The organism is Kitasatospora sp. MBT66 (genome assembly GCF_000710405.2).
Lineage (GTDB): Bacteria > Actinomycetota > Actinomycetes > Streptomycetales > Streptomycetaceae > Kitasatospora > Kitasatospora purpeofusca.
The window spans coordinates 822,994-823,504 of the sequence record NZ_JAIY01000010.1; the positions used below are offsets into that span (position 1 = coordinate 822,994).

General features: G+C 76.7%; 1 pseudogene. It reads right to left on the bottom strand.

The features are described 5' to 3' along the window. Positions 1-511, bottom strand: a pseudogene (locus BI06_RS28360) (RNA-binding protein); the annotation flags it as partial.

Below are 511 nucleotides of genomic sequence, written 5' to 3' on the forward strand. Positions count from 1 at the left end.
CACCAGATGGACCTGCGGAATCGCCAGCAACTGGTCCAGCAGCGCCGGGTCGTCCTCGGCCAGCCCGCGCCGTGCCACGTCGTGCGGCGAGGCCGAACCCGGCACCACCGCCTCCACCAGGTCCGCCGGACGGATCTGGGAGACCGGCAGCGCCAGCTCCCGCTGGAGGCCCTGGGCCGACTGCAGCACCGTGTCCAGCAGCAGCCGCAGCCGCATGTCCTCGACGCCGCGCCCCTCGCGGGCGGAGCGCCGGCCCTGCTCGGCGGAGTTCTCCAGTTCCGTGACCCGGTGCCGCAGCCGCCGCGCCTCGGTCTCCGCCGCGCCGCGCTCGGCCGCCGCCTGCGCCCTGACCGCCTCCAGCTCGGCGGCGACCTTCCGGGTCTCCGCCTGCGCCCGGCGGGTGTCGCTCTCCAGCGAACGCAGCCGTCGGCGCAGCGACTCGGCCTCCTTGCGGACGTCCTCCGACTCGGCCCGCTGGCGCTCCAGGTCGGACCGGGCCGTGCTCCGCAGC